This is a genomic window from Phycisphaerales bacterium, from assembly GCA_016716475.1.
GTDB lineage: Bacteria > Planctomycetota > Phycisphaerae > UBA1845 > Fen-1342 > JADJWG01.
In genome coordinates this window covers 277,944-302,922 of the sequence record JADJWG010000004.1, presented here as the reverse complement: position 1 = coordinate 302,922, position 24,979 = coordinate 277,944, and the positions used below count along the sequence as shown (strand labels likewise).

The window sequence follows — 24,979 nt, the reverse complement described above, 5'->3', positions numbered from 1 at the left end:
CGGCGGACAGCGAAACCCATGACCCTGAAGATCGAGAAGGATCACCAACGTTTCCGCCAGATCGTCAAGGGGCGTATCCGTAAGGACTTGCGCAAGTTTCTGACGCGCGGGGAGCTGCTCGGGAAAGAGGGCAAGCACATCGTCAGTATCCCCGTGCCGGGGATCGAGCTGCCGCACTTCCGTTACGGTGATAACAACAACAACGGCGTCGGTCAGGGGGAAGGCGAGGCCGGCCAGGCGGTCGATGGCGATGAAGCCGGAGTGGGTCCCGGCGGAACCGATCCCGGCAAGCATATCCTCGAAGTGGAGGTCTCGCTGGAGGAACTGGCAGACATCCTCGGCGAGGAGTTGCAGCTCCCGCGCATCGAGCCGAAGGGGCGCCACAACATCACCAGCGTCAAGGATCGCTACAGCAGCATCCGCCAGACCGGTCCGGAGAGTCTACGCCATTTCAAGCGCACTTTCCGCCGTGCCCTGCGCCGCATGATCATGTCGGGGGCCTACGACCCGAACAATCCGCGGATCGTCTTCGAGCGTACCGACAAGCTCTACCGGAGTTGGAAGCCCGTCAAGAAGCCGCAGTCCAACGCCGTGATTGTCTACATGATGGATGTCTCCGGCTCCATGGGCCACGAACAGAAGGAGCTGGTCCGCCTCGAGGCCTTCTGGATCGACGCCTGGCTCCGCCGGAATTATGAAGGCATCGAGAGTCGCTACATCGTACACGACGTGCAGGCGTCCGAAGTGGATCGCGAAACGTTCTTCCATCTTCGCGAGGACGGCGGTACGAAGATCAGCAGCGCCTTCAAGACCTGCCGCGCGCTGCTCGACAAGCACTATGCCCCCGACGAGTGGAACATCTACCTCTTTCACTTCTCCGACGGTGACAACTCCTCAGAGGCCGACTCCCGTGAGTGCTGCCAGATCCTGCGCGAGCATTTGCTCCCGCAGGCCAACCAGTTCGGCTATTGCCAGGTCGCCAGTGCGTACGGCAGCGGGCACTTCATCAACGTCCTGCGCGAACACCTCGCCGAAGCCGAGAACCTCGTGACCAGCCGGGTCAACACCAAGGACGACATCTACGACAGTATCCGGGAGTTCTTCTCCACCGGACGCTGAGCACCTGGCCAGCTCCAGTGCGCCGGGGCGCCTGGCGCGCGGCCTCCGGGCCCCCCCACCCACCCTCAGTTCGCGGCTCAGGCGGGTGCGGATGAACGCGGCCCGCTCGATGCTGCGCTGCTCCCCGGTCAGCCGCTCACCGTACAGCTTCTGCAGGTGTGCCGGCTGGATCTGCAGAAACAGCTCATTGAGCGTCTGCAGTTCGATCGCCGTGAGCCGGCCGATGTGCAGCCCCATCCGCACATGCGACAGATACTGCATCGCCTCGCTCGAACTGATCAACCGGGCACTGCGCAGCAACCCCAGCGCCCGCCAGACCTTGTCGTCCAGCGCTTGCAGCCGGTTCCGTAGCAGCACCTCCCGGGCCGCCTTTTCGTACTCGACGATCTTGGGAATCACGACCCGGCTGAAGTCCTCGATGATGTCCAGCTCGGTCCGCCCGAGCGTCGTCTGGTTTGAGATCTGGAAGAAGTCGCCCAGCGCCTCGGTTCCTTCGCCATGCACACCGCGCACCGCCAGCTTGAGATCGCGGGCCGCCTGCCCCACCTTCTCCAGTTCGTTCGTCAGCCGCAGCGCCGGCAGGTGCAGCATCACGGAGACGCGGATACCCGTTCCCACGTTCGTCGGGCAGGCGGTCAGGTAGCCGTACTGTGCGTGGAACTCGTACTCCAGGTGCTCTTCGAGCGCATCATCGACCGCGTTGATCTGTTCCCAGGCCGCTTCGATCTGCAGCCCGCTCCGCATCACCTGGAGTCGCAGGTGGTCCTCCTCATTCACCATGATCGAAGCCGCCTCGTCCGGCTGAAACGCAACCTGCCGGGCACCACTTCCCTCGGCATGTTGCCGGCTGATCAGGTGCCGCTCGACCAGGAGCGTGCGGTCCAGCTCATCGAGTCGCTCCACGTCGATCTGGATCAGGTCTTTCAGCAGCGGCGCCCGTCGCACCGCCGCCGCCACGGTGTCCGCGATCTCGCGTTTCGTCTCCGTCGCCGCGCGTGGCAGAAACGGAAAACCACGCAGGTTCCGCGCCAGCCGCACGCGCGATGAAATGACGATCTCATGCAGCGGCCCATCCCCCCGCAGCCACTGGCTCGCTCGTCGGGCCACGTCGTCCAGCGCGGTGCTCATGGCCCCTCCAGGGCGCGCATGCGATCGCGCAGCTCCGCCGCCCGTTCGTAATCTTCGGCCGCGACCGCCTCCTCGAGTTGCCGGCGCAACCGGCGGAGATCCTGCTGCGGCTTGCGCGCCGCGCCCTGGCTGCGCGGTGCTTTGCCGATATGGTGCGTCGCCCCGTCGTGTGTCCGCTCCAGCAGCTTCGTGATCTGCTCCTTGAACACGTCATAGTCGTGCGCGCAGCCCAGCAAACCCTGGTTGCGGAACTCCACATAGCTGATGCCGCAGTGCTCGCACACGAGGTTGCTCACCTCGGCCGTGGTGGCCTTGCCACCGGCGATGAAGCTCTCCAGCACTTCGTTCAGGTCGATCGTGCTTTTCGGAGTTTGCAGCAACCCCTCCTCACCGGCGCAGCGGTCGCACAGGTTGCGCGTGACCTTCGTGCCCGAACGATCGATGTTCGTCAGGTGAAAGGTGGCCTTGGCTTTCTTGCAGCGTTCACACAGCCCCATCGGGTCAGTCTCCACAGTCTGCGACCACCGGAATCGATCCTACGATCCGCGCCGAACAGCGTCAAGGCGACGTGCCTCTCGTCGGCGGTGGCAGGCCGTTGGCAATTCGGAGGCGTGGGTCATGCTCAAGGGACATGCGCACGGCTGCGACCACCCCCACTGGCGAAACGCCCCCGGCCTCCGTCGCCGGACCGCACCACCGCCGGACGGCCCAGGGTCCGCGCCCTTATTCCGGCTCGCCCTCTACCGCTTCCGAGCTGCTCCGGTCCGTCGCGACCCGCGCCACCGCGACCACCTGGTCATCTTCCTCCACGCGAATCAAACGCACCCCCTGCGTCGCCCGGCCGATCTCACGCAGCTCGTCCAGCGGCATGCGCATCAGGATCCCGCGGCCGGTGATCAGGATCAGCTCGTCCTCATCGGTGACGGCGCGTACGCCGACGACCGCACCGTTGCGCTCCGTCGCGCGTATGTTGATCACACCCTTACCGCCGCGCCGCGTCAGCCGGTAGTCCTCCAATGCCGTGCGCTTCCCGAAGCCGTTCTCGCAGACCGTCAGGATACTCATGCCGGGCTGCGCGACGACCATGTCCACGACGATGTCGTCCGCGGCAAGCGTGATCCCCCGCACGCCGCGTGCTGTCCGGCCCATCGCCCGCACATCGCCCTCGCCGAACCGGCACGCCATGCCCTGCCGCGTGCCGAGGACGATCTGGTCCTCCCCGCTCGTCAGCGCGACGCCGATCAGCGAATCCCCGTCGTCCAGGGTCAGCGCCTGGATCCCGCTCGGGCGCGGATTCGAAAATGCCGACAACGGCGTTTTCTTCACCACCCCGCGCTCCGTCGCGAAGAACACGAACCGCTCTTCAAAGCCACTCACCGGCAGCACCGCCATGTGCCGTTCGTTGTCCTGCATCGTCAGCACGTTCGCCAGCGACCGGCCGCGGCTCGTCCGCGACATGCTCGGCACGTCGTACGCCTTGAGCCAGTAGATCCGTCCGCGGTTGGTGAAGACCAGCAGGTAATCATGGGTCGAGCAGACCCGCAGGTGCTCGATGAAGTCGCCGTCCTTGTTGTCCGTCCCGCGGATGCCCTTGCCGCCGCGGCCCTGGGCACGGAACGTATCCGCGGGCACACGCTTGATGTAGCCCTCGTGCGAGATCGTCAGTACGACGTCCTCCCGCGCTACGAGCTGCTCCATGTTCATCTCGCCGACCGGCCCGGTGATTTGCGTCCGTCGCGGCTGACCGTATTTCTCTTTCAGCTCGCGCAAATCCTCGGCGATGATGTCGCGCACACGGCGATCGTCCGAAAGTATCAGCTCGTAATCGGTGATCTCCTCCACGAGCCCGCTGTACTCCTTCGCAAGCTGCTCGATCTCGAGGCCCGTCAGGCGCCGCAACTGCATGGCCAGGATCGCGTCCGCCTGCGTCCGCGTCAGCCGCTGCGGTGCCGCCCGGGTGCGCGCCACGAACGATTCCGGCAGCAGCTTCCGCACCGTGGCGGCCTCACTCAGCCGCAGTTCGCGGTCCATCAACCGCTGCCGCGCCGTGTCCGCATCGGGCGAATGCCGGATCAGCGCGATGATTTCGTCGATGTCCGCGATCGCGAGGATCAACCCCTCCAGCACGTGGGCCCGCTGCCGCGCCTTGCGCAGCCGGAACATGGTCCGCCGCCGGATTACGTTCACCCGGTGTGCGAGGAAGTGCTCGATCAACTGCTTGAGCGACAGCGTTTTCGGTACCCGGTTGACCAGCACGATGTTCAGCGCGTGCACGGTGCTCTGCAGCGGCGTGTACTTCCAAAGCTGGTTCATCACGACGTTCGCATTGGCATCCTTCCGCAGGATGATCACCAGTCGGACCATCTGGTCGCGGCCGGACTCGTCGCGGATGTCCTCGATGCCTTTCAGCGTGCCGTTCTGCACCGCATCGTGAATGCGATCCTTGATCGTCGGCAGCAGCACCCCGTACGGAATCTCGTCGACCACGATATGGACCCGGCCCCCGCTGGCGTCCTCCACCCGCATTTTGCCGCGCAGCACCAGCGCCCCGCGCCCCGTCTCGAACGCGTCCCGGATCCCGGCCGTACCGCATACCTGCCCGCCCGTCGGAAAATCCGGTCCCGGCACGATCCGCAGCAGCTCATCGACCGTCAGCTCCGGCCGGTCGAGCAGCGCGATCATCGCGTCACAGATCTCCGCCAGGTTGTGCGGCAGGAGCCGCGTCGCCATCCCGACGGCGATGCCCTCCGAACCGTTGACCAGCAGGTTCGGGAAACGGCTTGGTAGTACTACCGGCTCTTCCCGCGTGCTGTCGTAGTTCTCGACAAAGTCGACCGTGTCCTCATCGATGTGGGCGAGCATCTCTTCGGCCGGCCCCGTCAGCCGTGCCTCGGTGTACCGCATCGCCGCCGGCGGATCGCCGTCGATGCTGCCGAAGTTGCCCTGCGGATCCACCAGCAGGTGCCGCATGCTCCATTCCTGGCCCATGCGCACCAGGGTCGGGTAGATCACGCCCTCCCCGTGCGGGTGGTAGTTGCCGCTGGTGTCGCCGCAAATCTTGGCACACTTGCGGTGCGCCCCGTTTGCCCGCAGGTTCAGATCGTGCATCGCCACCAGGATGCGCCGCTGCGAAGGTTTCAGCCCGTCACGCACATCCGGCAGCGCGCGGGCCATGATCACGCTCATCGCATAGGTGAGATACGACTCCTGCATCTCCTGCGCGATGGGCGTCGGCAGATGCGAACTCGGGGGCATGGTCGATGCGGTCAAACCAATCTCCTGCACGGCCGGGACCAGCTACGGGCCGAATTATACTCGGAAACCCCCCGCTCTGAACCCCGCAGCGGATCGGCGACCACGCCGGGCAAGCGGCCTCCGTGAATGCTCGCGCGGGTCGGTGCCACCCGCGGACTCAACGCTCCGCGGTATCCGGCGGAATTGATATCTGTCCCGTGCGAACACACTCCCACTCGACCACGTCAAGATCCAGCCCCAGCGGCGGCAGCCCCAGCCGGCGGCGGATATTCAGCGCCTGGGCCCGGTGGTGCATCCCGTGGGTCAATACGTGCAGCAGCGCCGCCCGCCGCGTGAACCGGTACGTCGGCCCCTCCGGCACGGGAAAAACCATCCATTCCTCCCAGCGCTGGGTGGCCTCCACGCGCGCCACCACCCCCCGCAACTCCTCCGTCGCACCTGCCAGCAGCCGTCGCAGTGCATCCGGTGGCAGCGTCTCCGGATCGTCCTCGATCGAGGGCCGCAACGGTTGCGCGCCGATGCGGTCCGCCCAGCGCCACATGGCACCCACGATATGCCGCAACGTGTCGTGCAGACTGCCCGGCCCGATGTCGAACCGCAGGCAGAACTGCGCCGCAGTCAATCGCGCCGCATCGTCGATCAGCACGGCTGTAGCCCAGGCGTTGTGCTCCAGCAGCACATGAAATGTGGCGTTCGTCATGCCGGCTCCTCCGGTCTTCGGCTGTCTACCGAGCGAAACCGATCTCGACCGGGCGCGGGATCCCCAGCCGACTGCACCTCCGCGTGGCGGAAGCACTCGACCAGGTGGTCATTCACCATCCCGACCGCCTGCATGAACGCGTAGCAGATCGTCGAGCCCACGAACTTGAACCCCCGCCGCTTCAGATCCTTGCTCAGCGCATCCGATACCGCACTCCGGGTGGGCACCTCGGCCGGCATACGACAGCGGTTCGTGACCGGCCGGCCATCCACGAACTGCCACAGGTATCCTGCCAGTCCACCCCGCCCGGCATACTCCGCCTGCACGCGGAGACAGGCCTGGGCGTTGGCAATCGTCGCCGCGATCTTCAGCCGGTTCCGCACGATACCGGGATTCCCAAGCAGGCGCTCGCTATCCCGAGACGTGTATCGGGCAATGCTTACAGGGTCGAAGCCGTGCAGAGCACTGCGGTAGTTCTCACGCTTGGCGAGAATGGTGGCCCAGCTCAAGCCGGCCTGGGCGCCCTCGAGAATGAGAAACTCGAACAGCACCCGGTCGTCGTAGCACGGTACACCCCACTCGGTATCGTGGTAACGCTGGTCGAGTTCGTTGCGGACCCAGGGGCAGCGGCGCATCGTGGTTTCCCCTTCGAAAGACGGGAATCGGCGGTTAGAGGGTACCTGATCCTTACGGATGCAGCAAAGAGTTGCAGACGGTAATCGTGACTATAGGACAGTAAAAGCTTCGCGGCCGACATCCCCAGGGGGAGACGTCGGCCGCTGAACGCGCTACTGACATCAGACCGTCATCGGCCCGAGACTGTTCTGCCGGCTACCCGAGCTTGCGGCGGAGGGCGCTGGCACCGCCGAGACCCATCAGGCCGAGCAGAATAGCCGCAGGGGCTGGGACGTTGATGAATGCGTCGCTGTTTCCACTCGTTCCAATGGACTGCACATGCAGTCCGAAGCGGAGTCCGCCGGTGTTGATGGCTTGCAGGATCTGGGGGAGACCCCACCCGGCGTTCGCCAGGTTGAAGTTAAACTGGACCCACTCCGCGGCCGCGTTGACCCCGTTTGCGGAAATCGGGGTGTCAGAGTCCGCACTGTAATGCGTAGTCCAGTTGTGATTCGCGCCACCCGGCAAACTCGGGGGACTCGCCGGTGACGAGAAGCTCACCCCGGCGCTCTGCGAAATCACGGACGATGTGTGATTCAGCACACCACCGGAATTGTCAAAGTAGATGTCCGTGATGGACGAGGCAATGCCGACATTGTTCGTAAATCGGAACGAGCCAACGCCCAACGCCGGCGAGTCCACTTCGACCCAGAGCTGTTGCGCAACTTGCGCCGCCTGCCCCGAATTGTTACTGATGTGGAAGAACCCGTAGGTGACTCCGGCCTGGGCAGTAGCCGCCAGGCCCGCTGCGACGACCATCGCAGCACAAATTCGCACTCTCATAACCTTCTCCTGATTCCCTTCGAACTGAACACACTCCCGAACACGCTTGGTAAGCTTGCTCATGGTCTTGGCAGCGCGACCGGCTTGCACAGTTTGAACTTGCCACCGACGATCCGCCGCCCGCGCAGCTCCTTGGTACCGGCAGCCGCGGAGACTATTGCACTGCAAGCTGATTCATTGCTGAGAGTACCCGTTCAGTACCCGGTAAACGCTTCTCTCCTATTCTCTCCGCATCCAAACACACCGCGAAGGATGGAAAACTCCGAAATGCAGCGCGTGTTTCTTCGACCTTGATTCAAGTTTACTCCCCCTGGTCGAGTACGCAAACAAAAAAGGGGTTTTTACTCATCTATGTGTATGCCAACTAGTACGACCGAATAAAATGGGACCTATTCATGGTGGTGGGGCGTTCTCAAACAGCTTCGTCACCCGCTCGATCAACTCCCCCCGCACCATGCCCACAATCTCCAGGTGGCGCGCCCCCGGCACCAACCACCACGCCTTCGGTTCCCCGGCCGCAGCGTACAGCCGCTCCGCCAGTTCCGGAAAACACGTCTCGTCCCGTTCAGCCGCGATAATCAGGACTGGCCGTGGCGCCAGCCGGTGGACCACATCAATCGGGTCGTAGCCGCCTCCGACGATGAGCCACGCCAATACATCCGAAACCCCCGGCACCGGGAGCACCCGCCGCGCATGCGCCCGCGCGATGGCCCCGTATCCGCTGAACGTCGACTCCGCAACGATGGCGCGCAACTCCAGCCGCTCCGCCGCCACCACGATACCCACCGCGCCCCCCAGCGACTGACCGTAGCCGAACAGTGGCAATTCGCCGGCCTCCGGCCGCTGGGCGGCGAACGTCACGGCCGCGTGCCCATCACGGATCGTACCGCGCCGTGAAACGGTCCCCTCCGACCGGCCGAAGCCGCGGTAATCGAAAAGTAGCACATGGTAACCGGCGTGCGGCAGCCACTCGATCAGCCCCACATGGGCGGTGACGTTGGCCGCGTTTCCATGAAAGTGCACGACGATGCCGCGCGGCGGTCCCTGGGCAAACAGCCACCAGCCGTGCAACCGCACGCCGTCGTCGGTCTCGAAGAACACGTCCTCGTGCCGCAGGCCGAAGTCGGTGGGATGGTCGTACTGCTCGCGGCTGGGGTAGTAGAAGAGGTGCCGGTCGAATCCCACGGTACGACTGTAGAGCAGAACCAGCAGGAGGACCACTCCGCGCACCAGCCAGCGGCGCAGGGACCTTTGCCGCAATCGGCGGCGGCGCGCAGCCCGTGATTCCGCCGGCGCTTCACCCGGTACGCCACCCCCGCCAGCTTCGCCGGACAGGCGGTCCCGCCAGGTTGGCCAACGCAAGCTCCCCATGGCCGCACTCCCACAGGACTCCCGGACGCGGAAGACACCTTGGCATGGTAACATACACGCGCTGGGCCGGCGGGCGGCACGCCGCATGGGTAGGCGCGCGTTCGAACAAGCAGGGCTGACAGCCCCGGTTGTACCGCCGCTACCCGTGCAACCGCCAGGTACCCAGCGCTACGATGTCCCCGCAAGGGTCCACAGGACAAACTATCCCCACAGTGAGCTATCCATGCCCCATGAACTCTCGGAACCGCAGATCGCCCATTATCACGAGCACGGCTATGTCATGACCGGCGGCCTCTTCCGCTCGGCCGAGCTTGACGAGATGGAACGCGAGCTCGATGCCCTCGTAGAACGGCGCCTCCGCAACGCCGCGAACATCGATGCCACCTGGGCCGGCGACTGGAAAGCCGGGCAGCCGAAAACCGAGATTCTGCACACCCACGACGTCCAGACTTACTCCGCCGCGTGGGCGCGTTTTCTCCTCCACGAACGCCTCACCGGCGCCCTCGCGGACCTGCTCGGCCCCAATGTCGCTTTGCATCACTCGAAGGCCTTCATCAAGCCGCCGGAGCGCGGCTCCGCCTTCCCGATGCATCAGGACTATCCGTACTTCCCCCATACCCTCGGCACGATGATGGCCGCGATTCTGCACCTCTCCGACGCCACCGAGGAGATGGGTTGCTTCCGCGTCTACCCCGGCACACACAAGCTCGGCCCGCTGCCGATCATGGACGAGCGCCAGGCCTACGTCGATCCCGCCCAGTGGCCGATCGCCGGTGCGACTCCCCTGCCCGCCCGACGCGGCGACGTGGTTTTCTTCAACTACCTGCTGGTTCACGGTTCGGATATCAACCGCTCCCCCCGCACCCGCAAGACGGCACTCATTCAGGTCCGTGACCCGGCCGACCAGATGACCGTGCAGCGCCACGATAACTCGCACGCGCTCGGCCTCATGTTGCGCGGCGTGAACCCCTTGGCCCATGGCGAAGCCCTCGCCACCGGCTCCGGCCTGTAGCCCCCGCCTCGGCGGCTACTCCGCGTGCGGGTCGCGGTGCACAATCTGCCCGCTCTTGATGACCGCCCGCACCCGCGGTCGTCCGGCGGTGTAGAACCACTGCGCCAAGGTTGGCGCTGCGAGGACCACCACGTCCGCATCGTAGCCGGGGACTAGTGCGCCGGTGCGCCAGTGGACATCCAGCGCTGCGGCCGCGTTGGCCGTGCAGGCCACCAGCACCTCGAGCGGTTGCATCCGGAGCTGGCAGCAGGCGATGGTCATGATCCAGGGAAGCGACTCCAGCATGCACGAGCCGGGGTTGAAGTCCGTGGCCAACGCAACCGCCAGCCCGGCATCCATGAGTCGACGTGCGTCGCAGTGCGGAATGCCGAGGAAGAATGATGTGCCCGGCAGCACCACCGCAATGGTGCCGGCTGTCCGCAGCGCCGCGATGCCATCCTCGTCGATGCACTCCAGGTGATCGGCGGAGATTGCGCCAACCTCGCCGGCCAGGCGCGTAGCGCCGATTGGGGCGAGCTCGTCAGCATGAAGCTTGGGGCGCAGCCCAGCCTGCGCAGCACGGATCAGGTAGCGGCGGGACTGGGAAACATCGAACGCGCCGCGGTCACAGAACACATCGCAGAAGCGGGCCAGACTGCGGCCGGCGATTTCGGCGAGCAGCTCGGGGGCACTCATGCGCTCGATGTATTCGTCAGCCCGGCCATCGAACTCAGCAGGGACGGCGTGGGCGCCGAGGTACGTGGCGTCGAGATCCTGCGGGGTCTGCTGATCGAGCAGACGAATGGCCTCGAGCTGCTTCAGCTCATCCTCCGGCGTAAGCCCGTAGCCGCTCTTGCACTCCACCCGCGTGACACCGCAAGCGAGCATACGGCGCAGCCGCGGCTGATTTTCCGCAACCAGATCGGCCACGCTTGCGCGCCGCACCGCCTGCGTGGTCGTGCGAATGCCGCCGCCGGCCTGCATGATCTGCAGGTAGCTCTCGCCGGCAACGCGCCGGACAAACTCGCCACTGCGTTCGCCCGCAAAGGGAATGTGGGTGTGGGGGTCGATCAGTCCCGGGATGACGCAGCCGCCCTCTGCCGAGAGAGTCGCCACACCCTCGTCGAGTGGGGCGTCCGTTTGTGCGCCGAGCCACGCGATCTTGCCGTCGCGGATCAACAGCGCAGCGTTCCGCAGGAGGGGGACCGCGCCCATGGCCGCGCCCATGAGCGGCCCCGGCGGGACGGCGACCAATTCGCCGATGTCGGTGATCAACAGACTGCGGTCTACCGGCTTGACGATGGACATGCGGATCTCCCGGTACCCGGGTCCAGCGGCACGCGCGCAGTTGGCGCGCCGTACTCACCCGGTATGATACCATCCGGAGCTTGAGATACGGTGTCGGGCGGAGACCCGCTCGGCTGCCGCACGCATCTCCGGACCTTTGCCAACACCTCATTTCGGAGCCAGCCATGCGAAGCGATCACCCGCGCGGCGTCGGAATTGCAGTACTCCTCTCGACCGTGGCCCTGCTCGGCTCGGGTTGCATCTGGTACGGCGTAGATGATGTTCGGCCCGGTGACACGGATCCGCCGCCGCCACCACCACCGGTCAACCTCATCCTCGTGAACAGTACGGCATTTCCGCTCGATCCGGAGGTGTTCTCGGCGGCCGCAACCATCGGCCCCGGCGGCTTATTCAACGCCGCAAACAAACTGACGGAATTCGGCGTCGGATTGCGCGGTGTCCTGCTCGCGAATACCACGGCGGAGATCGCAGTGGACTGCGGGAGCGTGCTGATCGGTACCGTCGGCGGCGCCTATGGAAACGACCTCAATGACCCCGACGGCACCGGGCAGCCCTACATCCTGCAGCAGGGTGTGAACTTCGCCTGTGGCGACACGATCGTGCTGACGTTCACCACGCGCACCGACGGCTCACTGGTCACGACACTGACGGTCGTACCCGCGGAGCCGGCCGCGGCAGAATAAGCCCGGCGCACTGCACGAGGTTGAGGTTGTGGCGTGGGCTCAGGAAACCTTCGCCCCGGGCGCTATCGGGCGCTCGGGCGCAAGCAGAATGACTTCGCGGTGATCCGGACCGGAAGCGGCCAGCAGCATGCCTTGACTCTCGAGGCCGCGCATGGTGCGCGGAGCGAGGTTGGCGACCACGACAATCTGACGGCCGACGAGTTGTTCCGGGGGGTAATGCGCGCGAATGCCGGCCAGGATCTGGCGCTTCTCACTGCCGAGGTTGACCTGCAACACGAGCAACTTGTCGGCAGCCGGATGGGGTTCGGCCTGCTCGATGGTCGCAATACGCAGGTCGAGTTTTGCAAAATCGTCATAGGCAATCTGGGCGGGGGCGTCGGCCATGGGGCAGCTCCGTGAGGAGTGTGCGGCGAACTCAGGGAAACCGCAAGACGCGGCTGCGGGCATAGAAAGTGCGCAGATACTCCTCGTATTCCTGCGCGACGGTATCGAGATCTTCGCTGATGAAACTGCGAAACAGGGCTTCACCATAACCGAACTGCGGTCGGTCGGACCAGATGTGCGCGGTGCGCGCGCGCCGCTCGAGATCGGGTTCGCCGAGCGCCGCCAGCAGCGCCAGGAAGCGGTCAGCGTACTTTCCATCCATCCCTTCCTGGAGGAACATCACGAGCGCCCAAACCTGCGCGTAGTAGGCCCGTACATCCTTGGAGTCCCCCTGCACCACGACGCCCGGGTTGGTCTCGAGCAGGTAACGCAATGGGTGGAGTTGCTGCGCGGAGACCGCTTCGAGCAAGGCATTGCGCCGCGCGGGATTGAAGCGTGGGTCAAAGGCCTTGAGCCGAGTGCGCGTCCAGCGCTGCCCTTCGCAATAGACGGCGAGTCCTTCATTCAGCCAGGCCGGCACCCGTGGCTGCACGTGCAGGTGCAGATACTGGTGCCAGCCCTCGTGCGACAGCAGCGGAAAGGTGGTGGCGTGCGTGGTGTACTCGATGACGGTAACCCCGTTCTCCGAGAAGCCGCCATTCCGCACGTTGAGGTAGATCCGGGCCCGCTCACCGGTCAGCCGGCGCGTGAAGGTCTCCCACTCATCGCGCGCCGCAAACAGGAATACCGGCATCCGCCGGGTGTGGTCACGCCCCGGTGGCACGATGCTCTGATACTGCGCATACGCGGCCTCGACGAAGTCCGGAATCGCGGCCAGCAGCGTTTCGTCGCGCAGCGTCGTGTAGACCTCGTAATGCTCCGTCACCAGCTTGGTCCCGGCGCGGCCACCGAAGTTCCACTCGCTCTGGGTGTATTGCACCGCCGGCCGCTGCCCGCCAACACACCCCGCCAAGCCCAGCACCAGGCCGCCGAGGACGCTGGCCGCTCGTGTCCGCAGTCGCAGCATTCGCATCACGTCAACTCCACCTGTCCGCGCCCGCGCCGTACACGCCCGATCAGGTACGGTGTTTCACCCGCTCGCTCGAGCCGCCGCAGCACCGCCGCCGCCGACCCGGGCCGCACAGCCAGCACCAGCCCGATCCCCATGTTGAAGACCCGATACATCTCTTCTTCGGCCACCCCGCGGTGTTGCAATAAGCCGAAGATCGGTGGCACCGGCCAGGCGCCCCGCCGCAGGATTGCATCACAGTCGTCCGGCAGCATGCGCGGCACATTGCCCGGCAAGCCCCCACCGGTGATATGCGCCAGCCCCACGATCTTCGGCCGGTTGCGATACGCCCGCAACGCCGCAAGCACGGGCTGTACGTAGATCCGCGTCGGGCGCAGGAGTGCTTCGAGGATACTCTCACCCAGGGCGCGGTTGGGCTTCTGCCACTCTGCGGCCGGGCCATGCAGCAGGAGTTTGCGCGCCAAGGCATAACCGTTGGAATGCAAACCGCTCGACGGCAAACCGATGAGTTGATCACCGGGGTGAACATCGGCGCGGCTCAGCATGCGGGCCCGCTCGACCACGCCCACCGCGAAGCCGGCGAGGTCGAAATGCCCGCGGCGGTACAGGTCCGGCATTTCGGCGGTTTCTCCCCCGAGCAATGCACAGCGGGCCTGCTCGCAGCCGGTGGCTACGCCTTCGATGAGCATGGCGACTTGCGCAGGCACCAACCGGTGGATCGCGATGTAGTCGAGAAAGAAAAGCGGCTCCGCCCCGCAGCACAGCAGGTCGTTGACACTCATCGCAACCAGGTCGATGCCCACCGTGTCCAGTCGCTTGGCCTTCTGAGCGACCAGCACCTTGCTACCCACCCCATCGGTACAACCCACCAACACCGGCTCGCGATAATTCCGGGCAAACAGCTTCTCGTCGTAATCGAGGCGGAACAAGCCGGCGAATGCCCCGTGGCTCGGCAGTACGCGCGGGCTGTACGTCCGCCGTACGGCTGGGCCGATCCGGTCTTCCATGGCGTCGGCAGCGTCGAGACTGACGCCGGCTTGAGCGTAGGTCACAGGAGGGGTCTTTTGACGTCGGGGTCGCTGGCTCACGCTGAAATCGCCCAATCGTACCGCGGGCTCTCCACAATGACGGCGTACATGCCGTGCACCGCCCACTTGCCCGTCTTACCCGAAAACGGGCCCGGCCTCCAGCACAGTCGGAGGGCGGACCTGGGAACTACGTTTGAGCAAAGTGCCACGGCGCATGCGGCCGACGATTGCCGAAATCCGGTGCCGCCCCTTATTATGCCGCCCGCCCTACACCCCTAGGAGGTTGGACCCCCGATGAGTACCCCGCAGCCGCAATACCACCGTATTGTTCTCAAGATCAGCGGGGAGGGGTTTTGCCCGCCCGGGGGCTTCGGTCTCCACCGCGAGCCGCTCGACCGGGTGGCCGCCGAAATCGCCGACGTCGCAAAACTCGGCGTGCAGGTCGGCGTCGTCTGCGGCGGCGGTAATTTCCTCCGCGGCGCCCGCTTCGCCGACGAGCTCGGCATCGACCGCGCCACGGCTGATTACATGGGCATGCTCGGAACCGTCTTGAATGCGCTCGCGCTGCAGGAGGCCCTGGAACGCTTCGGCCAGCCCGCGCGTGTTCAGAGCGCCCTTGCGATCGCGCGTGTCGGCGAGCCGTTTGACCGGCAACGGTGCCTCCGTCACCTGGAATCCGGGCGTGTCGTACTGCTCGCCGCGGGGACCGGCAATCCGCACGTGACGACGGATTCCTGTGCGGCGATGCGGGCCATCGAGCTGCGGGCGGATATCCTGCTGAAAGGGACCAAAGTGGACGGTGTGTACACGGCCGACCCACACCGTGACGCAAATGCTAAACTATACGAATACGTAACTTATGATGAAGTGATCCATGGACGCCTCCGCGTGATGGACATCAGCGCCACCGACCTCTGCGAGCAATACAACCTCCCCGCCATCGTCTTCAACCTGTTCGACCACGGGGCACTGCGGCGGGTCGTGCTCGGCGAGACGCTCGGCACGCGCATGGGGCCCCCGCGATGACGGCCGCAGCCGCCCGCCGGTCGGGACTGCGCGACCCGCACCAGTGGTATCTCTGGCTGACGGGGTTGATCGGGAGCCGTTACGACGGCCTGCGGAACTTCCATGTGGTGACCCCTGGCGTGCTGCTGCGCGCCGGCCAGCCGCACGTACGTGATCTGGACCAAATACGTGCCGAGCATGGGCTGCGTACGATCGTGTGCGCGCGGGGTGGAACGCGGCACCCTCTGCGGGGGCGCTGGTTTGGCAAGGAACGGGCGTGGTGCGCGCGGCATGGGGTCCGGTTCGAGCACATGCCGTTTTCCGACGCGGATGTCCCACCGGCGGTCGTTTTCGATCAGTTTCTTGACCTACTCGCCCAACCGGAATCCCGCCCGGTGCTCGTGCACTGTGAGCAGGGGTTCCATCGGACCGGCATCCTCTGCGCGGCGCACCGGATTCGGAATGAGGGTTGGGAGCTCGATCGGGCGCTGGCGGAGCTACAATTCCTTGGTTTCGAAATTGAACGCCCCAAGCGCAGACTGTTGCTGGATGCGCTTCTGAAGTGGGCTGGTGGTGGAGAAGGCAGCCATGTCCGTCGACCGTTGTGATTCCGAAAGCGGAGAACTCCGGGGTAGATGCCCCTGTTCCGGAAACCCGGACCACTGTTTCTCGCGCGGAATGGATTATGCCCGACGACTGGGTCGCTATTACGACATCTCACCACCAATCAGTTCGGACCTCGCCACCTGGCCGGGAGACGTACCGTTCCACAGCGACGTGCAGCGGCAAGACACCGCCGGGGTACAGATAACGACCTCGACGCTGCATCTGACGGCGCACCTCGGGGCGCACGCGGACGCGCCGAGCCACTACGATGCCGAGGGGCTGGACATCGACGAGTGCGATCTCGATGCCTATCTCGGTCCGTGCCAGGTGATTCACGTCGAAGTGCCGCGCGGGGCCTTGGTGACTCCTGCGATGATCCTCGAGCCCGTGCTCGTGCCGCGCGTGCTCATCGGCACCGCCACGCATCCGACGACGGAGCGTTTCAACGAGGATTTCGCGGGCTTGTCGGTCGAATTGATCGACGGTCTACGCGCAGCCGGGGTAACGCTGATCGGGGTGGACACGCCGAGTGTGGATCGCTTCCAGGACGCGGATTTACCCGCGCATCGGCGCATTGCGGCGCAGGACATGCGGATACTCGAAGGCCTGGTACTGAGCGCGGTCCCCGCCGGCGTATACGAGCTGATCGCGTTGCCGCTGAAGCTGGTGGGATGCGACGGCAGCCCGGTACGGGCGATCCTGCGAACGATCGAACTGGAGTGACCGCGCAGGTACGCCCGGCATACCCGCCCCGGAAGACATCGACACCTCACCGACACCCCTATGTCTCTCTGCAGGCCTGGCGCTGTCGGAAGTACCACAAGTCTCACGGCATCTAACTACCCCTCCAGCCGACCAAGCCGTTGTTTTGATTGAAAGGGGTGCAGGAAAACCACCGGCGGGGGCTCGCGATCGCGGGGGATGCCCTTGCAACCCTTCCCGGTTAGAGTGCTTGCAATCGTGCGGCGTGCATTGAACAGCAGCGGGCTACGTGTCGCGAGACGCAAGCGGTGTGCGCCGACGAGAACATCTCATCGGAGAATCCCATGCGGACTTACTTCGCTACTGCCGTGCTCCTGCTCATCTGGATAGGTACCGGCTGCGCCAGCAACTCGATCGTCGGTCATGCCGGCCAGCACAAGGGGCGTTTTAACGGGGACGTGGGCATCAGCGGCAACGGGAACACCGTCATCATCGAAAAAGGTTCCAACGTACCGAAGCTCTCCGTCGTCGGCGACGCAAGCACCGTGTTCGTCGAAGATGGCGCCGTGGTGTGGAAGATTGAGTTCTTCGGCAACGGGAACACCGTCTCGATCGTCGAGGATCTCGACGTGTCCGTGGCCGCCCTGGGGACCAACAAGGTGGTCCGTCGTCCACCGGGAGTAGCCGCGCCGACTCCACCGCTCGGCCCGGACGGCACACCCGAGTAGCGGCCCCTCTACCACGAAGAGGAACGTACAGTCGCGCCGGTCCGCGCCACCCCGCTTAGGTTCGCTGCACCTGCGCCGCCCGCACCTCGGACGCCGTGGCCACCGCCGTGCCATGCTTCTTCGCGAAGTACATGGCCACATCGGCCAGCTTCAGCAGGTCCGACCACTCGGCCGCCTTGTCCTGCTGCCGCTCGGCGACCCCCAGAGAAAGTGCGGCCGCGGGCTGCGGGCCGCGCAGCGCCCGCACGTGCTGCGCGAACAGGGCCGCCAACCGGCGGGCCAAGTCAGCCGCCACGGGTGCGGCCGTATCCGGCAGCAGCGCCACGAACTCGTCCCCACCATATCGAAACGTGCGACATGGCACGGTGTGGAGCGTCGCGCGGATCAGATTGCCCAGGAAAGTCAGCAGGCGATCTCCGGCAACATGGCCGAGCGCATCGTTGTGCTGCTTGAAATGGTCCACGTCGATGAGAATCAGCGCCAGGCGCCGATCCGCGATCCGGGCTTGCTCAAACAACGGCGGCACTTCTCGCTCGAATGCGGCCCGGCTCTCAACCCCTGTCAGCACGTCCGTACCAGCATCGCGCTCCGCTTTCTGCTGCGCACGCTGCGCGGCACGCGTCCGCGCTGCGACCTGGCCATCCACGGTCTCACGCAATTCATCGGCCTCACGCCGGAACTGCCGTACTTCGCGCTGCAACTGGCTCACCGTTTGAACCACGCCGGTCAGCTCTTCTGGCGTAGATGCTCCCAGCGCGCGCAGGTCCGCCGTCAGCCCGCCGGCCTGCCGGGAGAGCACCTGCAACGGACGTTCTATCGCCCAGCGGAGCCACGCGAACGCCAAAACCAGACCCAGGACGCCAATTCCCGCGGCGACCGCCTGGAGGAGGCGCCTTGGATCGGAGCCGGAAGCGCGCGATGCGCCCGCCGCTTGCCCGTGATCGACGACGAGTGCGAGGACGGTACCCGCGGGCTGTGGCCAGGTGCAGAGTTCAAAGCGTTGTGAGGCCATGCCATCGAGGCGCAGGGCTCTGCGGGTTGGGACCGTAGCGGTGCGATCAATTTGCCCGTGGAGCACCGCTGTAGGCACCGCGAGTCGACGCCGAAACTCGTAGCCCTGGCCATCCGGTCCAAGTACGGCCGCCCAGCGCAAGGTGTCTGCTTGGGCCAGGACGGGGCTGAGCCAGTCTTCGGTAAGCGTTTCGGCGGGGGCTGTTCCCAGTCGCTCGGCGAGCAACGTGACCAGCGCGGCCGTGGCAATCGAATCCTGCGCGGGTGGTGAGGGCGAACCGCGCGCCAGCAGCCATACGGGTAAGCCCACGGCCACGCCAACGAGCACGATCAGAATGAGGCCGCGTGCCCCCATGCTGCGCGGTGGTCGCCAACGGAATGTACGCTCGGCCCTGGGCACATCGGGGGTATCGGTTACCGGGGTGGTAGGCGTGAACCCACAGAGTTACGGCCGATAAAGGACGGACGCGGTGCGGTGGTATAGCGGACATCCTGACTGGTGAAAGCCCGGGACCGGTCGGGGCAACGTCAAACACGCTGTCGTACGCAGTCGCGAATGACGAGTAGCTCCTTCATCAGGTCACCCACCGGCTGTGCGTGGTCTGTATTGCCGAAAGCGTCGTAGAGTCGGCGGTACAGGCCATACAGCTCGTTGTAGACGGTGTGGGCACGGCGTTCGGGCCGGTAGACCGTCGGTCGCGTCCCAGTGAGCTTCTTCTGGGCCTGCGCAAAGGAAGCGAAGCCACCGCGGCGTTTACCCGCTGCCACCGCCCCGCAGATGGCCGCCCCCAGCGCGCAGGCCTGGGAAGAGCGCGCGATCTTCATCGGCCGGCCAGTCACATCCGCATAGATTTGCATGATCAGCGGATTTTTGTCGGCAATGCCGCCGCAATTCACGACCTCACGGACTTGCACGCCGTATTCCTCTAAGCGTTCCATGATCGCGCGCGCACCAAAGGCCGTGGCCTCGATCAGCGCGCGATAGGTCTCCGCAGGCGTCGTGTGCAGGGTTTGACCGACCAGCAGACCTGTCAGACGCACATCAACGAGCGTGCAGCGATTACCGTTATTCCAGTCCAGCGCGAGCAGGCCGGACTCCCCGGGGCGAAGCGTGGCCGCCTCTCTGGAGAGGGCTGCGTGACCGTCGCGCCGACGATCAAAATGGTGCACGAACCAGTGAAACAAGTCCCCGACGGCCGACTGCCCGGCCTCGATCCCCCAGTAGGCCGGCACGATCGAACCATCCGCGTAGCCGCACAGGCCCGGGATTTCAGGCGTACGTCCGCCTTGCTCGGTGATCATCATGTCGCACGAACTGGTGCCGATAATCTTCACGAGTGTGCCGGGGCGAATGCCTGCCCCGACGGCGCCGAGATGTGCGTCGATGGCTCCCACTGCGATCGGAATCCCCGCCGGTAACCCGAGTCGGCGGGCCCAGTCGGGCGCGAGGGTGCCGGCAACCTGGTCAGCGGTGAACGCCTGGTTGTAAAGCCGTGTGCGGAGGTCTGCCAGACGCGGATCAAGCCGCCCCAGGAGCTCCGCCGGCGGCAGGCCGAGCTTAGGGTGGAACATGGCCTTATGACCGGCGGCACAGATGCTGCGGGGCAACTTGCGCACATCGTCGCAACCCGTCAGCAGGGCGGGGATGTAGTCACACTGTTCGAGCCACGATGCGGCCGCGGCGAAGACCCGCGGGGCCGTGCGCAGGCAGTGCAGAATCTTGGACCAGAACCACTCGCTGCTGTATGCGCCGCCGCAGAGCAACAGGTATTCCGGCGCTTCGAGCCGCAGCAGCTCGGTAATCTCCTCGGCTTCAGCGTGGCTGGTGTGGTCCTTCCACAGCCACGCCGCGGCGTGCAGGTTCTTCGCGAATTCCGGCCGCAGGGCCAGCGCCCGACTGGTCGCATCCACCGGCAGCGGAGTGCTCCCCGTCGTGTCGATGCCGATGCCGATGATGCCCTCCGGCCGAAATGCCTTGTGCCGGTTGCCCATGCGGACGGCGGCCCGCACGGCGCGGGTGAGCGCCGCCGCCCAGTCGGCGGGACTCTGGCGTGCGAGCAGCGGATCGCGGGGGTCGAGCAGGACGCCCTGCGTGCCGCTTGGGTAGGGTGCTACCGCGGAGGCGACTTCCTCCCCGGAGCGCAAATCCACAAGCAGCGCGCGGGCGGAATTGGTTCCGAAATCGAGCCCGAGCGAGAACGTGGGCGTCGCGGGCATTGGGGGGGCTCCTCCGCAGCGCCACGCCGGCGGACCCGCCGCGGCGCTTCACCGGTCGCGCTACTGGGTCGCGGCTTCGTTCAACACGTGGTCTTCGACGTACAGCGGAACTTCGTCGGCAACGCCCAGCGCGATCGCATCCGACGGCCGGGCGTCCACTTCGACCAGCTCGCCGTGATGACGAATGACGAGCTTGGCGTAGAAAGTATGCTGCTGCAGGTCGTTGATGACGATTTTCTCGATTTCGCCGGAGAGCAACTCGATCGTGTTCGCGAGCAGGTCGTGGGTCATCGGTCGCTGCAACTGCACCCCGTTCACGCGCCGATCGATCGCGAGCGCTTCCGACAGACCGATGACGATCTGGAGCAGGCGGTTGCCATTCCGTTCCCGCAGCACGATCACCTGGTGATCATGCGACTCCGAGATACGGATCTGCGCGAGATCCATGCGAACTTCCATGACCATCGTCTCCGTGGCGCCCGGGCGAAGCTAGTCGGCGCTGTACGGGGTGTCAAGCTGGGGGCGCTTGGCGGTATTGTACGCATAGCGTGGGAATAACTGCGCGGCCACAGAACCGGAGCGTTCTGATGATCCCCAAGCTCGCACTCCTGATCCTCGTACCGACAACGGCGGTCCTCGTCACCCTCGCTCTGGGTGAACGCAGCCAGCGCGCCGATTTCGTGGTGGTCACGCTTGAACCGCGCACCCTCGACCCGCAGCGCCTCAGTTGGCTGCACGAAATCCAACTCGCCGCCGCCCTCTTCGAAGGACTCACCCGCTTGAATGCGGCAACGTTCGTGCCCGAGGCGGCCGTTGCCGAACAGTGGGAAGTCAGCCCCGACCGCCGTGAATTTACATTCCACCTGCGGCCCACCGCCCGCTGGTCCAACGGCGAACCCGTCACGGCCGAACATTTCCGCTTCGCCTGGTTGCGCGCCCTCGATCCGAAAGCCGAGGCAGCGTATGCCAATCTTTTCTTCGTGATCGACGGCGCGGAGGCCTATTACCGTTCACGCCTCGAGGATGCCACGACTTCCGCTCTCCCGGCCGAGACCGTCGGCATCGCGGTACTCGGCCCCCACACCCTGCGGATCACGCTGACGGCGCCGTGCGCGTACTTCCTTGACCTGACCTCCTTTATCGCCTTCGTACCGCTGCATCCGCCAACGCTCGAACGTTGGGCCTATCGTGACGGTCAGGTATTGCGCGGAACGCAACATCTCTGGCTGCGGCCGGAAAACATCGTCTGCAACGGGGCATTCGTGCTGCACGATTGGGCCTTCAAGGAGCGTGTCTGGCTGGAACGTAATCCGCACTACTGGGATACGGACACGATCGCCGTCGATACGATCGAAGGGACGATCATGGGAGACATGAATGCGGCCCTGATCGCCTACCGCACCGGCCGGGTAGATTTCGTGCGCGGTGTTGAACGGACAGTGGCACAAGCGCTGCTGGCGGAGCAGGCGGCCGGGCGTCGCAGCGACTTTCGCACCGGTGAACGTTTTGCGAGTTTCTTCTTTCGGGTAAACACAAAACGGCCACCATTCGACAATGTGGAACTGCGAAAGGCGTTGTCGCTGGCACTGGACCGCGACGCGATCTGCGCACACGTCATGGGCTTGGGGGAGCAGCCGGCGTACTCATTCGTACCGCGGGCGGCGATTCCGCTGATGGAGCGGAGTGGACCCGACGGTGGCGTGATCCACTACACCCCGCCGGAAGGTCTCGGGGCGGGCCTGACGCAGGCCGAGCGGGAAGTTCTGGCACGCGAGCACCTGGCCCGCAGCGGCTTGGGGATGGCGGTGGCGCGCCGGCCGATCGAACTGGCCTTCGCCGGCGGTGACGCGGAGCAGCGCCTGATCGCCGAGGCGGTGCAGTCCATGTGGGAGCGCGTGCTGGGGGTGCGCGTGAGTCTGCTGCAGATGGAAGGCAAGGTACTGACCACGAAGCTCCGTAACCTCGACTACGACGTCGCCCGGGCCACCTGGTTCGGGGACTACATGGACCCGAGTACGTTTCTCGAGCTCTTCACGACCCACAACGGTACAAATCTCACGGGGTGGAGTTTCGTCGCGTACGACGAACTGATCGCCGCGGCGGCCGTCGAGGGCGACAATCTGGAGCGGTTCCGGCTGCTGGCCGCAGCGGAGCGCATCCTCGTCGAAGACGCCCTGCCGATCCTGCCGCTGTTCTTTCGACAGGGAAACTATTTGCTTCAGCCACGGTTTGAGGGGGTCAACGACAACGTGCGGGATCTGCTGCAGATCCATCGCGTGCGCCCGGTCACACGGGAAGATTGAACCGCCGTGTGCAGGCCGTCAATCGTCCATGTATGGCGCCGGATCCTCTCGGCCCAACTCCGCGAACGCCGCGCGCCGCAGTCGGCAACTGTCGCAATGGCCACAGCCGCGGCCGGCCGCGTCCGGGTCATAGCAACTCCGCGTGAGGCCGTAATCGACGCTCAACGCGAGTCCGCACCGGATGATGTCACTCTTGCGCAGCGCGATCAGCGGGGTGTGGATGCGAACGTGTTGCCCCTCGACCCCGGCACGCGTAGCGAGATTGGCCATGTGCTCGAACGCTGTGATGTATTCCGGCCGACAGTCCGGGTAACCGCTGTAGTCGACGGCGTTCACACCGATGAAGATGTCGACCGCCTGGCGCACTTCGGCGAGTGCCAGGGCATAGGCGAGGAAGATCGTGTTGCGCGCCGGTACGTACGTGATGGGAATGTCTGTAGCGGCGAGGTCGCGGTCTTTCGGGACTGCGATCGGCGCCGTGAGAGCTGAACCGCCGAAGACGCGCAGGTCCATCTCCACGACCAGATGCTCCGTGTTGCCCTGAGCCACGGCCACCGCGCGGGCCGCAGCGATCTCGCCGGCGTGGCGCTGCCCGTAGCGGAAGCTCAGCGCGAGCGGTGTGAAGCCCTCCTGACGCGCCATCGCGAGCGTAGTAGCACTGTCGAGGCCACCGGAGAGAAGCACGATCGCGGGACGGCTTGAGGACATGCTTGCAGGAGAACTGCCGGGCGGTTCCACGGAAAGGGATCATGCGGCTCAAGGAATCGTGTGGCAGACCAAGCTCTCCCCCAGCGCACACCGCCCGAACTACAGGCACCACTCTGTAAACAGCGGACTCTGTTGCGCTGCCAACTACGCCCGGTTCGCGAGTCGCATCATCCGCGCCGTCGCGGGATCATCCGACATCAGCCGCAGCAACTCAAACAGGTACGACGTGAGCGGCGGCAGCGCGGGGAAACGCTCGCCGAGTTCCGCCCGCAGCCGGCTGTTATCGTACGCCACGTTCATATTCAGGAACGGCAGGTAGTTCCGCAGCGAGGCGAACAGCCGGCGGCGTTTTGGAGTACCGACATACTGCCGGTGGAGTTCGCGATTCCATTGCTTCGGCGAGATCAGTCGCAACGGCTGGGGCCGCTGGTAGAAACGATCCAGCACGCGGGCCATCTCCGCGTAGTTGGATGTCCCGACGTTGCCGGCCGAAATGTGGTAACAGTCATACTTCCGCGCACGCAACTGCAGCAGCCGGACAATACTGTCCACCACGTACTGCACGGGCACGGCATCCGGCCGCGCCACCGGGTCGATCGGCACGGCTTCGAATTCGGCCAGCAGCGGTACGAACTGGAGAATCGCGCGCGCGAAGCCCGAATCCGGCACACCCGCGCTGAGGACAACCGACGGCCGCACCGTCAGAACCGGCAGGCCGCTTGTGTTGAACAGCTCCTCCGCCACTGCCTTGGAGCGGGTGTACTCGTTGTGATGGTCGCTCGCCGACGCCTCTTCTTCCGAGAGGCAGGCATCGGCGACCACGCCGCTGACGTACGCCGTGCTGATGCAGACCAGCAGTGGTTCACGCTGGCACGTGCGCGTGAAATCGATAATGTTCCGCGCACCAGCGATGTTCGTCTTGCGGCAGGCCGCAGCGCGAATGAAGGACGTCTCGGCCGCGCTGTGGATGATGATGTCCGCTTCGCGGCAGATCTCCTCATAAGCACTGTCGGAGAGGCCCAACCGTTCGATCGTAATATCCCCTGCCACCGCCCGTACGCCCAGATTAGCCGCGGCTGCCGGGTCGACACCCGACCGCCGCAGACGCTCACCCAGGCGCAGAGCTGGCCCGGCCTCCGGCGTCGGGCGCGCGAGCGCCCACACCTTCCCCACCGGTTGTGTGATCAACGTCCGCACCAGTTCACCGCCGATGAGACCGGTGGCGCCGGTGATGAGGACGTTCGACCCAGCTTCAAGCACTCGCG

23 protein-coding genes and 1 pseudogene are annotated in these 24,979 nt (G+C 65.3%); 8 read left to right on the top strand and 16 right to left on the bottom strand.

All coding sequences use genetic code 11. From position 1 onward, the window contains the following. The first annotated feature begins 18 nt into the window (after positions 1-18). The gene (locus IPM18_15320) at positions 19-1,119 is read left to right on the top strand and encodes a DUF444 family protein (protein ID MBK9120949.1); all 1,101 of its coding nucleotides are present in this window, start codon (positions 19-21) and stop codon (positions 1,117-1,119) included. Positions 1,120-1,194: 75 nt separating this feature from the next. Here the strand turns inward: IPM18_15320 and IPM18_15315 are convergent. The 7 genes and pseudogenes from IPM18_15315 to IPM18_15285 all read right to left on the bottom strand — a co-directional run bounded on the left by IPM18_15315 (position 1,195) and on the right by IPM18_15285 (position 9,031). Further along, a pseudogene (locus IPM18_15315) lies at positions 1,195-2,247 on the bottom strand (protein arginine kinase). Beyond that, complete coding sequence (locus tag IPM18_15310) at positions 2,244-2,744, bottom strand: UvrB/UvrC motif-containing protein (protein ID MBK9120948.1); 501 nt, start codon at positions 2,742-2,744, stop codon at positions 2,244-2,246. The pseudogene IPM18_15315 and the gene IPM18_15310 overlap by 4 nt, the downstream one beginning before the upstream one ends. A 226-nt stretch (positions 2,745-2,970) precedes the next feature. After that, entirely contained in the window at positions 2,971-5,517 is a 2,547-nt protein-coding gene (gene gyrA / locus IPM18_15305; protein ID MBK9120947.1) for a DNA gyrase subunit A, read from the bottom strand. Between the two features lie 142 nt (positions 5,518-5,659). Then, positions 5,660-6,202 (bottom strand): DinB family protein, encoded by a 543-nt coding sequence (locus IPM18_15300; protein MBK9120946.1) that lies wholly within the window; start codon positions 6,200-6,202, stop codon positions 5,660-5,662. Beyond that, complete coding sequence (locus IPM18_15295) at positions 6,199-6,837, bottom strand: DNA-3-methyladenine glycosylase I (GenBank protein MBK9120945.1); 639 nt, start codon at positions 6,835-6,837, stop codon at positions 6,199-6,201. The genes IPM18_15300 and IPM18_15295 overlap by 4 nt, the downstream gene beginning before the upstream one ends. A gap of 196 nt (positions 6,838-7,033) precedes the next feature. Next, complete coding sequence (locus IPM18_15290) at positions 7,034-7,660, bottom strand: hypothetical protein (GenBank protein MBK9120944.1); 627 nt, start codon at positions 7,658-7,660, stop codon at positions 7,034-7,036. A 393-nt stretch (positions 7,661-8,053) separates the two neighbouring features. Beyond that, on the bottom strand, positions 8,054-9,031 hold the full coding sequence (locus IPM18_15285) for an alpha/beta hydrolase (protein MBK9120943.1): 978 nt from the start codon (positions 9,029-9,031) through the stop codon (positions 8,054-8,056). A 223-nt stretch (positions 9,032-9,254) separates the two neighbouring features. Here IPM18_15285 and IPM18_15280 point away from each other — a divergent pair, with 223 nt between their 5' ends. Next, positions 9,255-10,043 (top strand): phytanoyl-CoA dioxygenase family protein, encoded by a 789-nt coding sequence (locus IPM18_15280; protein ID MBK9120942.1) that lies wholly within the window; start codon positions 9,255-9,257, stop codon positions 10,041-10,043. 15 nt (positions 10,044-10,058) lie between these two features. Here IPM18_15280 and IPM18_15275 read toward each other — a convergent pair whose 3' ends face one another. Next, positions 10,059-11,330 (bottom strand): imidazolonepropionase, encoded by a 1,272-nt coding sequence (locus tag IPM18_15275; GenBank protein MBK9120941.1) that lies wholly within the window; start codon positions 11,328-11,330, stop codon positions 10,059-10,061. Between the two features lie 164 nt (positions 11,331-11,494). Here IPM18_15275 and IPM18_15270 point away from each other — a divergent pair, with 164 nt between their 5' ends. After that, the gene (locus IPM18_15270; GenBank protein ID MBK9120940.1) at positions 11,495-12,013 is read left to right on the top strand and encodes a hypothetical protein; all 519 of its coding nucleotides are present in this window, start codon (positions 11,495-11,497) and stop codon (positions 12,011-12,013) included. A 39-nt stretch (positions 12,014-12,052) separates the two neighbouring features. On the opposite strand, the gene metG is transcribed toward IPM18_15270, so the two are convergent. The 3 genes from metG to IPM18_15255 are packed head-to-tail and all read right to left on the bottom strand — an operon-like array spanning position 12,053 to position 14,413. Continuing rightward, positions 12,053-12,397, bottom strand: coding sequence for a methionine--tRNA ligase subunit beta (gene metG, locus IPM18_15265; GenBank protein ID MBK9120939.1), 345 nt, complete (start codon positions 12,395-12,397; stop codon positions 12,053-12,055). Between the two features lie 31 nt (positions 12,398-12,428). Continuing rightward, a complete protein-coding gene (locus IPM18_15260; GenBank protein ID MBK9120938.1) occupies positions 12,429-13,409 on the bottom strand; it encodes a hypothetical protein in 981 nt (326 codons plus the stop codon). Further along, a complete protein-coding gene (locus IPM18_15255) occupies positions 13,409-14,413 on the bottom strand; it encodes a phosphoribosylformylglycinamidine cyclo-ligase (GenBank protein MBK9120937.1) in 1,005 nt (334 codons plus the stop codon). The genes IPM18_15260 and IPM18_15255 overlap by 1 nt, the downstream gene beginning before the upstream one ends. Before the next feature lie 315 nt (positions 14,414-14,728). Between IPM18_15255 and IPM18_15250 the strand changes: the two genes are divergently transcribed. The 4 genes from IPM18_15250 (at position 14,729) to IPM18_15235 (ending at position 17,475) form a co-directional block, all read left to right on the top strand. After that, positions 14,729-15,460, top strand: coding sequence for a UMP kinase (locus IPM18_15250; GenBank protein MBK9120936.1), 732 nt, complete (start codon positions 14,729-14,731; stop codon positions 15,458-15,460). Next, complete coding sequence (locus IPM18_15245; GenBank protein MBK9120935.1) at positions 15,457-16,047, top strand: dual specificity protein phosphatase family protein; 591 nt, start codon at positions 15,457-15,459, stop codon at positions 16,045-16,047. The genes IPM18_15250 and IPM18_15245 overlap by 4 nt, the downstream gene beginning before the upstream one ends. An 88-nt stretch (positions 16,048-16,135) precedes the next feature. Then, positions 16,136-16,768 (top strand): cyclase family protein, encoded by a 633-nt coding sequence (locus IPM18_15240; protein ID MBK9120934.1) that lies wholly within the window; start codon positions 16,136-16,138, stop codon positions 16,766-16,768. Positions 16,769-17,091: 323 nt separating this feature from the next. Beyond that, the gene (locus IPM18_15235; protein MBK9120933.1) at positions 17,092-17,475 is read left to right on the top strand and encodes a hypothetical protein; all 384 of its coding nucleotides are present in this window, start codon (positions 17,092-17,094) and stop codon (positions 17,473-17,475) included. Positions 17,476-17,530: 55 nt separating this feature from the next. On the opposite strand, the gene IPM18_15230 is transcribed toward IPM18_15235, so the two are convergent. The 3 genes from IPM18_15230 to IPM18_15220 form a co-directional block, all read right to left on the bottom strand. Continuing rightward, positions 17,531-18,841, bottom strand: a complete 1,311-nt coding sequence (locus tag IPM18_15230; protein MBK9120932.1) for a GGDEF domain-containing protein — start codon at positions 18,839-18,841, stop codon at positions 17,531-17,533. Between the two features lie 173 nt (positions 18,842-19,014). Beyond that, positions 19,015-20,703 carry a ribulokinase gene (locus tag IPM18_15225; protein ID MBK9120931.1) on the bottom strand — a complete coding sequence of 563 codons (1,689 nt, stop codon included), beginning with the start codon at positions 20,701-20,703 and terminating at the stop codon, positions 19,015-19,017. Between the two features lie 60 nt (positions 20,704-20,763). Then, a complete protein-coding gene (locus IPM18_15220) occupies positions 20,764-21,162 on the bottom strand; it encodes a bifunctional nuclease family protein (GenBank protein ID MBK9120930.1) in 399 nt (132 codons plus the stop codon). Between the two features lie 128 nt (positions 21,163-21,290). On the opposite strand from IPM18_15220, the gene IPM18_15215 reads away from it, so the two are divergent. Then, positions 21,291-23,006, top strand: a complete 1,716-nt coding sequence (locus IPM18_15215; protein MBK9120929.1) for a peptide ABC transporter substrate-binding protein — start codon at positions 21,291-21,293, stop codon at positions 23,004-23,006. A gap of 18 nt (positions 23,007-23,024) precedes the next feature. On the opposite strand, the gene queC is transcribed toward IPM18_15215, so the two are convergent. Next, complete coding sequence (queC, locus tag IPM18_15210; GenBank protein MBK9120928.1) at positions 23,025-23,714, bottom strand: 7-cyano-7-deazaguanine synthase QueC; 690 nt, start codon at positions 23,712-23,714, stop codon at positions 23,025-23,027. 144 nt (positions 23,715-23,858) lie between these two features. After that, positions 23,859-24,974, bottom strand: a complete 1,116-nt coding sequence (locus IPM18_15205; GenBank protein ID MBK9120927.1) for an SDR family oxidoreductase — start codon at positions 24,972-24,974, stop codon at positions 23,859-23,861. Positions 24,975-24,979 lie beyond the last annotated feature (5 nt).

Bases quoted from the DNA above. Each gene is read 5' to 3' on its own strand.
- metG (MBK9120939.1), bottom strand. From the start codon at position 12,397: ATGGCCGACGCCCCCGCCCAGATTGCCTATGACGATTTTGCAAAACTC.
- IPM18_15250 (MBK9120936.1), top strand. From the start codon at position 14,729: ATGAGTACCCCGCAGCCGCAATACCACCGTATTGTTCTCAAGATCAGC.
- IPM18_15230 (MBK9120932.1), bottom strand. From the start codon at position 18,841: ATGGGGGCACGCGGCCTCATTCTGATCGTGCTCGTTGGCGTGGCCGTG.
- IPM18_15320 (MBK9120949.1), top strand. From the start codon at position 19: ATGACCCTGAAGATCGAGAAGGATCACCAACGTTTCCGCCAGATCGTC.
- IPM18_15245 (MBK9120935.1), top strand. From the start codon at position 15,457: ATGACGGCCGCAGCCGCCCGCCGGTCGGGACTGCGCGACCCGCACCAG.
- IPM18_15220 (MBK9120930.1), bottom strand. From the start codon at position 21,162: ATGGAAGTTCGCATGGATCTCGCGCAGATCCGTATCTCGGAGTCGCAT.
- IPM18_15285 (MBK9120943.1), bottom strand. From the start codon at position 9,031: ATGGGGAGCTTGCGTTGGCCAACCTGGCGGGACCGCCTGTCCGGCGAA.
- IPM18_15260 (MBK9120938.1), bottom strand. From the start codon at position 13,409: ATGCGAATGCTGCGACTGCGGACACGAGCGGCCAGCGTCCTCGGCGGC.
- IPM18_15295 (MBK9120945.1), bottom strand. From the start codon at position 6,837: ATGCGCCGCTGCCCCTGGGTCCGCAACGAACTCGACCAGCGTTACCAC.
- IPM18_15280 (MBK9120942.1), top strand. From the start codon at position 9,255: ATGCCCCATGAACTCTCGGAACCGCAGATCGCCCATTATCACGAGCAC.
- IPM18_15310 (MBK9120948.1), bottom strand. From the start codon at position 2,744: ATGGGGCTGTGTGAACGCTGCAAGAAAGCCAAGGCCACCTTTCACCTG.
- IPM18_15275 (MBK9120941.1), bottom strand. From the start codon at position 11,330: ATGTCCATCGTCAAGCCGGTAGACCGCAGTCTGTTGATCACCGACATC.
- IPM18_15225 (MBK9120931.1), bottom strand. From the start codon at position 20,703: ATGCCCGCGACGCCCACGTTCTCGCTCGGGCTCGATTTCGGAACCAAT.
- queC (MBK9120928.1), bottom strand. From the start codon at position 23,714: ATGTCCTCAAGCCGTCCCGCGATCGTGCTTCTCTCCGGTGGCCTCGAC.
- IPM18_15235 (MBK9120933.1), top strand. From the start codon at position 17,092: ATGCGGACTTACTTCGCTACTGCCGTGCTCCTGCTCATCTGGATAGGT.
- IPM18_15255 (MBK9120937.1), bottom strand. From the start codon at position 14,413: ATGGAAGACCGGATCGGCCCAGCCGTACGGCGGACGTACAGCCCGCGC.
- IPM18_15215 (MBK9120929.1), top strand. From the start codon at position 21,291: ATGATCCCCAAGCTCGCACTCCTGATCCTCGTACCGACAACGGCGGTC.
- IPM18_15300 (MBK9120946.1), bottom strand. From the start codon at position 6,202: ATGACGAACGCCACATTTCATGTGCTGCTGGAGCACAACGCCTGGGCT.
- IPM18_15270 (MBK9120940.1), top strand. From the start codon at position 11,495: ATGCGAAGCGATCACCCGCGCGGCGTCGGAATTGCAGTACTCCTCTCG.
- IPM18_15290 (MBK9120944.1), bottom strand. From the start codon at position 7,660: ATGAGAGTGCGAATTTGTGCTGCGATGGTCGTCGCAGCGGGCCTGGCG.